At 62.9% G+C, this 8,939-nt stretch carries 9 protein-coding genes and 3 pseudogenes; 5 read left to right on the top strand and 7 right to left on the bottom strand.

All coding sequences use genetic code 11. The features are described from left to right. Positions 1–367 (bottom strand): transposase (locus NLN62_RS52860; protein ID WP_254114483.1); only part of this gene is annotated, 367 nt, incomplete at its 3' end. On the opposite strand from NLN62_RS52860, the gene NLN62_RS52855 reads away from it, so the two are divergent. Then, positions 296–787, top strand: coding sequence for a hypothetical protein (locus NLN62_RS52855; protein ID WP_254114476.1), 492 nt, complete (start codon positions 296–298; stop codon positions 785–787). The genes NLN62_RS52860 and NLN62_RS52855 overlap by 72 nt on opposite strands. Here NLN62_RS52855 and NLN62_RS52850 read toward each other — a convergent pair. The 3 genes and pseudogenes from NLN62_RS52850 to NLN62_RS52840 form a co-directional block, all read right to left on the bottom strand. Continuing rightward, positions 777–1,211: a transposase gene (locus tag NLN62_RS52850; RefSeq protein WP_371933209.1), complete on the bottom strand. Its 435-nt coding sequence runs from the start codon at positions 1,209–1,211 to the stop codon at positions 777–779. The two genes, NLN62_RS52855 and NLN62_RS52850, sit on opposite strands and share 11 nt — an antisense overlap. Further along, a pseudogene (locus tag NLN62_RS53975) lies at positions 1,203–1,678 on the bottom strand (integrase); the annotation flags it as partial. The gene NLN62_RS52850 and the pseudogene NLN62_RS53975, both read right to left, overlap by 9 nt. A gap of 23 nt (positions 1,679–1,701) precedes the next feature. Continuing rightward, complete coding sequence (locus tag NLN62_RS52840) at positions 1,702–1,974, bottom strand: hypothetical protein (protein ID WP_254114474.1); 273 nt, start codon at positions 1,972–1,974, stop codon at positions 1,702–1,704. A 177-nt stretch (positions 1,975–2,151) separates the two neighbouring features. Here NLN62_RS52840 and NLN62_RS52835 point away from each other — a divergent pair, with 177 nt between their 5' ends. Next, the gene (locus tag NLN62_RS52835; RefSeq protein WP_254114473.1) at positions 2,152–2,550 is read left to right on the top strand and encodes a hypothetical protein; all 399 of its coding nucleotides are present in this window, start codon (positions 2,152–2,154) and stop codon (positions 2,548–2,550) included. A gap of 416 nt (positions 2,551–2,966) precedes the next feature. On the opposite strand, the pseudogene NLN62_RS52830 reads toward NLN62_RS52835, so the two are convergent. Further along, a pseudogene (locus NLN62_RS52830) lies at positions 2,967–3,482 on the bottom strand (recombinase family protein); the annotation flags it as partial. Positions 3,483–4,069: 587 nt separating this feature from the next. Here NLN62_RS52830 and NLN62_RS52820 point away from each other — a divergent pair. The 3 genes and pseudogenes from NLN62_RS52820 to NLN62_RS52810 form a co-directional block, all read left to right on the top strand. Further along, positions 4,070–4,910, top strand: a pseudogene (locus NLN62_RS52820) (DUF1403 family protein); the annotation flags it as partial. A 1-nt stretch (position 4,911) separates the two neighbouring features. Beyond that, positions 4,912–5,604 carry an SMC-Scp complex subunit ScpB gene (locus NLN62_RS52815; RefSeq protein ID WP_254114471.1) on the top strand — a complete coding sequence of 231 codons (693 nt, stop codon included), beginning with the start codon at positions 4,912–4,914 and terminating at the stop codon, positions 5,602–5,604. Continuing rightward, entirely contained in the window at positions 5,561–6,436 is an 876-nt protein-coding gene (locus NLN62_RS52810) for a hypothetical protein (protein ID WP_254114470.1), read from the top strand. The genes NLN62_RS52815 and NLN62_RS52810 overlap by 44 nt, the downstream gene beginning before the upstream one ends. Positions 6,437–6,655: 219 nt before the next feature. Here the strand turns inward: NLN62_RS52810 and NLN62_RS52805 are convergent, their stop codons facing one another. Both NLN62_RS52805 and NLN62_RS52800 read right to left on the bottom strand, forming a co-directional pair. Beyond that, a complete protein-coding gene (locus NLN62_RS52805; RefSeq protein WP_254114469.1) occupies positions 6,656–7,573 on the bottom strand; it encodes a nucleotidyl transferase AbiEii/AbiGii toxin family protein in 918 nt (305 codons plus the stop codon). Then, the gene (locus NLN62_RS52800; RefSeq protein WP_254114468.1) at positions 7,563–8,408 is read right to left on the bottom strand and encodes a type IV toxin-antitoxin system AbiEi family antitoxin domain-containing protein; all 846 of its coding nucleotides are present in this window, start codon (positions 8,406–8,408) and stop codon (positions 7,563–7,565) included. Before NLN62_RS52800 ends, NLN62_RS52805 begins: the two co-directional genes overlap by 11 nt. Between the last annotated feature and the right edge of the window lie 531 nt (positions 8,409–8,939).

The following is an 8,939-nucleotide window of genomic DNA, read 5'->3' as shown; positions in this document are numbered from 1 at the left end:
CCAGGCCCCGCAACAGGAACTGGCGGAAGCCGCGTGCCTGCTTGATCTGTCCGAACACCGCCTCCACGATCTGCTTTCTTAGCCGGTAGGGGGTGTCGAAGCCGCCATCGGCAATCTTTTTTCTCATCGCCTGTGTCAGCGGTCCGCCGACCTTGCCGTTGTCGGCGGTGGGGCGCTTGGCGCGTCCGATGGCGATGTAGCCGTCGATCCCGCGCTGCTCGAGGCTCGCAAGATTGGCCTCGCTCAGATAGCCGCTGTCGGCGGAAGCTTGTTGTGGCTTGTGGCCGAGATTGGCTTGGATGCCATCGACCAGCGGCACCAGTTGGCCATGGTCGCTCGTGCTCGGCGTCAGCCCGTGTGCAACGATGATCTGCGCTTTGCCATCGACGGCCGCCTGCGCGTTATAACCCTGGATGAAGCCGTCTTTGGTTTTGAGAATGCGGCTTTCAGGATCGGTGAAGTTGCGCTGGGCCTTTGCGGCAGGCTCGTCGGATGGCGGCGCGGCGGGCTTGCCGGTCTTCTTGCGACCCTCAGCCTCGCGGCTCTTCTGCTTCTCGGCCTCGATGCGACGCTCCTCGTCGGCCGCGGCCTTGGCCTTCGCCTCCAGTTCAGCCTTGGCCGCAGCGATCCCGGCGATCCGCTTCTGCTTGTCGGCGACCCAGTCGGGCAGTTCGTCGCCACGTTTGGTGCCGTGCAGCCTGTCGTATTCGGCAGGCTCCTAGCCGGGCCGCGCGCACCTGCGTTCACCCGGTGTCGTTGTAATAATACCATGCACGCTAGATGCTGACACACGCCCAGTCGCGCTTTCCGATGGAGCGGATGCGATCGGGATCGTTGATGAGGAAACGCCAGGCGCTCTGGCAGGCGTCGAGGATCTGTTCGTATTGGTGCCAGACGGTGGCGCAGAGTTTGTTCTGGCGCAGATAGGCCCAGACGTTTTCCATGGGGTTCAGCTCGGGTGAGTAAGGCGGCAGGGGCAAGACGGTGATGTTGTCGGGGACCACGAGCTTGTTGCCCTGTTGATGCCAGCCGGCGCCGTCGCAGACGAGAACGGCGTGAGCTCCGGGCGCGACCTCCCGGCTGATCTCTGACAGATGCAGGTTCATGGCCTCGGTGTTGGCGTAGGGCATGATCATGGCCGCGCCGGTCGCTCTGGCGGGGCAGATGGCGCCGAAGATGCAGGCGGAGACGTGGCGGTTGTCGCGGACCATGCGCGGCCGTGAGCCGATCGGCGCCTCCGGCAGACCAACGCCCCGTAGCGATGCTTCTGTCAGATATCCCGACCTCAAACCGTGCGCCGAAAACTCCCCCGGTTCCAGACCAGCCATCGCGTCCGCTTGGCGATGAGGTTGATCGACTGCGGCGTAAGCGCTCGCTCTTCCAGTGCCCCCCAACGGTCGATCGCGCGAAAGATCGCTCCCTTCTGGATGTCCGCTCGCTCGAGCCATTCCCGTAGCGCCTCGACGGGTGGGTCGACCAGGAACACCTTGCCCTCGTCGTCCGCGTCTCCGGTCTTGGTACGGCCGAGCTGGATCGCCAGGCACGGCAAGATCGGCGACTTCGGATCGCGTGGATCGAGCGGCACAAGCGGTTCGTCGCTGAGTTGCTCGATGCGCCGCCCGGCGACCTCGCTGCGCCGGCGCCCGCCGGAGGCGAAGGCGAGCAGAAGAATCGTAAGTGCCGTTTTGTGGGCACTTCGATTTATGCTTGACGGAATGGAGTGACATTGTTGCCACGTATGAAAGCGAGGGCACCTTCCGTCTCGATAGTTCTCACCGCCATGTCGAGTGCCTCTGTATCGGATTCGAACTGCTCGTCCCAGGCGTGACTGGTGTTCTTGTGATCGACCACCTCAAGCGTCCAGGTCTTATCGGTTTCCAGACGGAAGATGCCGATCGAGAAGGGATAACCATCAACGATGATCCTCTTGCTCTTGCCGGAGGTCACCAGATTAGGTTGATCGTCTTCGATCATGTCGCGGGTTCCTTATTATATCGCAACAAGTATGCCTCTGGAACAGAGCTCGTCAACCGGCCGGCTGAGCGGTGATTTTGAAGCTCCAAGGTAAGCGCGCATTTTTCTGCACAGGCTGCGCGCGGGCTGGCCGCAGCGTCGCGCGACGCGGGACCCCAGCGGGATCATCGGAACGGCTTGAGTCGTGTCACCGGCGCCTTTCCATGGCTTTCCGCCTGCGTGACGGTCGCGCGCGCCCGTCTGCAGCCATTGCGGCGTGATTCTGGCCGAAAGGGAAGGGAGGGCGGTCAACCGCCGGATCGTGCCCTTGTCAGGACGGCGCTGGCTGTCCAGCAACGGATCACGGCAAGCGTCCACGGCGAAATTCCTGAGCGGGAGCAGCTCGAGAAGGCGCTTGCGACGCTCTGGGCGCCGCTCGACCACCCGGCCGCCGCGCGACCCGTTCTGGCGCTGTGGTTCAATGAAGTCAAACCACCAGCCGGGCCCCAAAGGGCTGTCTACGGGCTTCTGAGGCGAAATCAGGCGTTTTCGGAGGGTTGGCGACTGAAGGAGGCCCAGAACGGCATGCGCGGCTAAATGGCGGCCGCGGCGCGAGGCTAGCGGGCCACGCGCGATCGAGAGTCCACCGATTAAGGGTGAGCTGTCCGCTCAATAAGGACGAAAAATCCACCGATTAAGGGTGAGCGGGGCCGAAAAATCGCGCGTTTTCAGGCCGATCCAGCCAATAAGGCTGAGCGACACCGGGTGTCATTCGGCCTTATTCACCGGATTGCATTTGATTGATTTTTAACATTTTCGGCTCACCCTAATTCGGTGGATCTGGCCGAGTTCGCTGGAATCTTGCCCTTATTCGGTGGATCGGGCGAGTGCAAAGGTCGGCGACGTGCGGCGCCATCGAGACAAGCTCGATATCAACGACGCCAAGTGGCAGGACGCGGTTGCGCGGGAAGCGATCGTCAGGCCGCTTGCGAGCGCGACGCGATTGTCGCCGGTTGATGGCGCGCCTCCGATGCGGCCCGAATCGCCTCCGGCCGCCGCTCACGCAGGCCCGGATTGCCAGGCAGCCGGCCGCGCGCCTTGGCGGCCTTCATGCCCGCTTTGGTGCGCTCCGCGATCAGCGCCCGCTCGAGCTGGGCCACGGCGCCGAGCACCTGCAGCGAGAACATGCCCTGCGGCGTCGAAGTGTCGATCGGATCGCGCAGCGACCGGAAATGCGCCCCGCGCGCCTCGAGATCCTCGATCACCGCAAGCAGGTGGCTCACCGAGCGCGCCAGGCGGTCGAGTCGCACGACCACCAAGACGTCGCCGGCGCCGATCTCGCGCATCAGGCGGGCCAGCACCGGCCGGGCCCGTGAGGCGCCGGATCCGTGCTCCTGGTGCAGGACCTGGCAGCCGGCGGCCCGCAGCTCGTCGACCTGGGCGTCCGTCGCCTGCTCCTCGGTCGAGACGCGAGCATACCCGATCAGGCGACGAATCGGCGGGGGAGGGAAGGGGGAAGCGGTGGCCATGGGCTTTTCGGGGGCGATTCAGGCCCTTTTGTACAATATCGACAAATTGGGAGAAAGGACCCTTTGCAGACGTGTTTTATCGATCGCGTCAGGGAGCCGCAGAAGCCAATCGAGTGTCTCAGATGGCCCAAACCACCAGCCGGGCCCCAAAGGGCTGTCTACGGGCTTCTGAGGCGAAATCAGGCGTTTTCGGAGGGTTGGCGACTGAAGGAGGCCCAGAACGGCATGCGCGGCTAAATGGCGGCCGCGGCGCGAGGCTAGCGGGCCGCGGCCGATCGAGAGTCCACCGATTAAGGGTGAGCGGGGCCGAAAAATCGCGCGTTTTCAGGCCGAATCCAGCCAATAAGGCTGAGCGACAACGGGCATCCTCTCTATAAAGGGCAAAACGACTGATAAGGCAACATTATCACGCGTTGTTATCCCCCGACAGGTGCGGCGGTTTTGGCGATTTTTGATGCCATAAGCGCCGCAATCGGCATAAGCTTCGCCATGCCCCCGCGCGCGCGAACTCTCCTGAAGCCCCGCCGACCGTCCCGCCGGCACCGAGCTGGGCGCGCCAGGTCGCGTCCGCACAAGTCGCTGATGATGCGATGTTTTTGGCCGGTGGCGCGCTCGCCGCACTCCACCCCATCGCGCGCAGCGAACACCCGCTCGGCCAGCTCTGGCGATATCGATTAGCGCTCGCCACCGCCGCTGTGCTCGCCCGGAACAGTGGGCGCCGCGAGGACGAGGCTTCCCTGCGCGACGCCTGGTATCTGCGCCGCACAACCGATGATCCCGGCCCGGGCGGGCGCATCCTCGCGGCCTGGCGCCAGCTCGGCGCGCGCCGCCATGGCGCCGGACGACTGGCTGATGACGCTGTCCGTTCGGTTCGAGCTGCGCGTCGACGCTGCGCTCACGGATGTCGTCACAGCCGCGACAAAACTCGCGGCCGGACAGGGCAGCGCCGTCGCGGCCGCCGCCGAAATCGCGGCGCTGAGCCTGCGCTTTGTGCCGGCAAGCGAGCCGCTGGCCCTGTGGCTGGCCGACGTCGTGCTCGCTCACCGCCTGAACTGGCCGATCGCCGTGCCGCTGATCGCGAGCCAGGTCCGCCGCGCCGATCTGCGCGCCGCCGGCAAGGCGGGCGGCGTTGACGACGCCTGGCTTTCGGCCTGCGCCCTGGCCTATGCGCGCGCCGCCGCGGCCGCATCGGAGCTCTACGCCGACCTCGTGCGACGGGCCAACCGGCTGCTGGCGGTGGCGCCAAAACTGCGCGGCAAGGACGCCGACAGGATGGTGGGGATCCTGCTGATGGAGGACGCGCAAGCCGCCGGCGCCGGCCCGTCCGCGAGCGACCGTTCGACGCGGCGGCTGTTCGAACGGCTGGTGGCGCTGGGTGCGGTGCGCGAGCTCACGGGACGGCCGACCTTCCGACTGTACGGGCTCTGAGATGGGGCGGCGCGCGCGAGCCAAAGCGGATCTCGACACGGAGCTCACCGAGCTGCCGCCGGAGCTGCGCTGGCGCGAATGGATGGGCCGGGTCGAGGCCGTGATCTTCGCCGCACCCGCGCCGGTGACCCGCGAGACCCTGGCGCGCGTCGTCGGCCGCGACTGCAGCCTCGATCTGATCATCGACGACATCCGCGCCGAGCTGCGCGGCCGGCCCTACGAGCTCGTAAGCGTGGCCGGCGGCTGGCAGCATCGCACCCGGAAAAATTTTGGCGATGCGATCCGCGCGGCGATCGGCGGCGCGAGCGACGGCAAGGCGCTGTCGCAGTCCGAGACGCTGATCCTCGCCTGCATCGCCTATTACCAGCCGATCACCCGCAGCGAGCTGTCCGCCTTCTTCGGCAAGGAGGTCAGCCGCGATACCATCGCCCGTCTGCGCGGATTAGACTTCATCGCGCGCGGCCCGCGGAGCCCGCAACCCGGCGCGCCTTACACCTATGTCACCACCAAGGGGTTTTTGGTGCAGTTCGGCCTGGAGACGCTGCGCGATCTGCCAAACATGGAGGCGCTGGAGGACGCCGGCCTGCTCAGCAAGGACAGAATGTTGGCGGGAGAATTGCCGGATCCCTTGCCGGCAGATGATGAAGAGCATGACGATGACGAAGAAGCCGCAGATTGGACAGAGACAGGCTAGCCGCATTTGCCAATTGTCGGCCGCCGATCGGCTTGCTTTCATCGCGGAAGGGCTTCCGATCATCCACGCCAGCGCCAAGGGATTTTGGTCCGCGTCCGCTGAATTGCGAGAAAAGCCGCGAGAAGCCGAGGTGCTTGCGGGATTCGCCAAGGAGGAAGCGGCGAAGATTCTCATCCTGCTCGATATTGTCCGCTGCCCCGAGAAGCGGATCGCCGGCAAGGTGAATAAATTGGTGGCCCGATTTTATGGGCACCTCGAGCGGCTGATTTACGCCCAGCTGTCCGACTGGTGGTCCATTGATGTAGCGGACCTCCGGAAAGCCGTCGCGCCGCTGCGCAAGGTCCATGATCTCGAAGGGAATATGGGCGAGTTCATCATGCCGAACTCCACCCTCTATCAGCGAGAGAGCAAGCTCTACGCGGACGTCGAGGCCTACGAGGATGGCACGCCGATCTGGAATGCACCCGTCGGCCACCAAAGCTACTACCCAGCGCGCATGCCGTCTGTTGTGCAGGTTGTCAACGCGATGGCCGCCTGCGGAATGTTCACAGTAGAGGGGCTTCAAGCCACGTCAGAGGTTTGGGGGCGGCTTGAGTTTCAGGAGAAAGAGACGCTCCAAGACGCGGAACGTCTAACCGAGCAACTTCTGGCCCGACTGATTGCCGAAAGTTTGCCGGACGAATCCGCGACCCAGGATCATGTCAATGTACTCTACCGGCATTGGCCATTGCCGATGTACAATGTCGACCTTCATCCGATCCCGGTATCTCTCGAAGAGCTGAAGGCCGAGCAGGACCGCCTCTATTGGGCAGAGGTCGGCGACCCTCGATGACGCTGACGATTTGGGCGGTCAATCCGATATCAGCATGAGTTTGCGAGGTTATGCGGCCAGGCTCATTCGCATGGGACGCCTTCGTTGTGTGCCCATGTTTGTCGGCGCCGATCACCGGTTCGATCAGGTGCGCGCGCATTTATATGGCTGGTCACACCTTGGTCGAAATGCATCTCGCCGGGGCACGAAGGGACCGATATCCGCCGCCCCGCTATGGACCTATGGCCGCAGCTTTTCGATCTCCGAACGCAACTGCGCATGTTTCTCAGGATTTTGCGTTTTCAATTTTGCGATATTGAGCAATTTCCACCGAACCGCCGGTAATTGCGCGGCCTGCGGTAAGCCGATGGCTTCGAAGTCCGGCTCGCCGTCGTGGAGCGTTAGCAGAAAACGCATCGCCGCGTCGTCGAGCCGCGCAAGCAGATCAGACAATAACCGCGACCGCGCTTCCTTGAGCTCGTCGAGGCCGACCGGCGTCACCGTCATTCCCTCGAACTCCTTGGCAAAGGTGTCATCAAGTTCTGACAATGACGGACGGATCAGTTCGTGCGGAGGACGCCCCGAACTTGCGACATAGACGAGGAATGTGCGGTAGAGCGCGTCGGTTAGTCCTTCATTGTCATACAGAAATTTCACGTCGAAGAGGTCGCGCGGATGCTGTCGGTCGACCGCAGCATGGAGCTTGCCGCCGAACAGGTCCTCAAATGCCACCACTTGCATCTCCGCAAATCCGAAGGCGTCGGCGACCAGATCGCTGACGACGCGAAGCTCGGGAGCGTGAACCGTGCCGCGTGCGACAGGTGACGTCTCGATCTTGATTTCGGTACCCGCCTGCCGGACGAGGAGCCGCGTGTCATTATTGCCGCCGCCGGCGATGCGCTGAACGCTGACGCCGCGGAGATCACGCTGAATATCCTCGCGAATGCGATCAAGAGCGGCGTCGATCCCTGCGAGCGTTGCGTCGCGGTCCTCGATCGGCAAGTAGACGAGGTCAATATCGACCGACAGTCGGGGCATGTCGCGATAAAAGAGATTGATCGCGGTGCCACCTTTCAGAGCGAAGCTGTCCTGACGTGCAATGTAGGGCAGTGTCCGGACCAGCAGCTCCACCTGGCGCATGTATCGTTCACGTGCCATCGACCGTCTCCTGTGGCACGAGCTCGGCCGGAACGGTCATGCGATAGGTCGGGTGCAGCCGTCCGCCTTGCAAAAGGCTGCGGTCGCCGCGGCCCAAGTCTATGTGGGCGGTGTCGACGTGCTTTCGCCACGGATGTGCGTGCTTGTCGGCGTAAATGAAAAACAGGCGCTTGACTTTGATGCTGCGGCATTGCTCGAGCAACTGGTTCAGCGCTTTCGGTCGCAGGCTCACCAGGTTCTCGAACAGCTTGTCTACCGTTTGAAAGCTTTCATTCGCGGGGAGCTCATCGAGCGTTTCAAGAACCGCCCTCTCAGGCGAAGACATCCTGATCGGCCATCTCCAGGGGCTGAGCGCAAGTTCGCTGTCATCGTTGTCCGATAGACTGAATGCGGCATCCTCGACGCCGACCGGCTGGGGTCCAAACAGTGTGTCGGATCGATGAACGAAGCGCGCATCAACACGCAGGTTCAACAGCCACGCTGGAACGTCGGCGCCATAAAGGTAGATAACCGGATCGCTGCCCAACTGCAGATAGTGCGCATGACCTCGAAGACTGAGGGCGCTCGCGCCTCCGACATGAAAGTCGTGCCTCATGAGCCATTGCGCTGAAAGCAACGGTATCTTCCAGCCATTGACTGCTTCGGTTCGCTCTGTGTCGGTGAATGGCCGTCGGTACACCCCTTGGGCGACCCGTTCCAGCCATCCTCGCGCGACATAGGCCGATACCGATTGTCGCGAGATGGCATGGCGCTTCGTCCAGGCGGTATCCACCAGGAAGCCTGGCGGGATCGCCTGCAGCAGAGTCTTTAGCTTTGATCTAGTTTGTCCATTCATAGTGGATATTCATAGCAGGAATCAAAGTGAGGTTTCAAGCCATACTTCATCCTATCCGCTGATTGTCAATGTATAATTGACAAATACGGCAACATCGAAAGTGGCTCTATACGAATCCAGCCCGCGCGCGCCAACTGGCGCCAACAGACCGATCGCGGCCAGCGAGAGCACCGATCCAAAGTGGCGAACGTATCCCGTAACCGGCTTCAATGCTGAGCCCACCTGCCAATGTGTCAAACGCTGTGTGGACGGTGTTGATCAGAGCACTTGAATTGGCCGCACGCATGACGCGGGGACCATTGCGGGATTCATCGGTACGCCGCGCGCTCGGCCGAAACCATCTGCGTCACAATCGGCGAAATCCGAATACGCTGAACTTAGGTTACGCCAATCCAAAAAGCATCCTGCCTAGTCTTCGTTCGGCTCGCGCACGACCGGCGGTTCGCCGGCGCGGTCGTCTTCGTTCTCGTTGTCTTCCTCGTCGTCTCGTCCTCCTCGTCTTCAATCAGGATCTCGAGGCGGCATCGTGCT

The sequence above is a fragment of the Bradyrhizobium sp. CCGUVB23 genome, assembly GCF_024199885.1.
Taxonomy (GTDB): Bacteria; Pseudomonadota; Alphaproteobacteria; order Rhizobiales; family Xanthobacteraceae; genus Bradyrhizobium.
The sequence above is the reverse complement of the archived record's forward strand: the minus strand, read 5'-3'. Positions and strand labels throughout refer to the sequence as shown.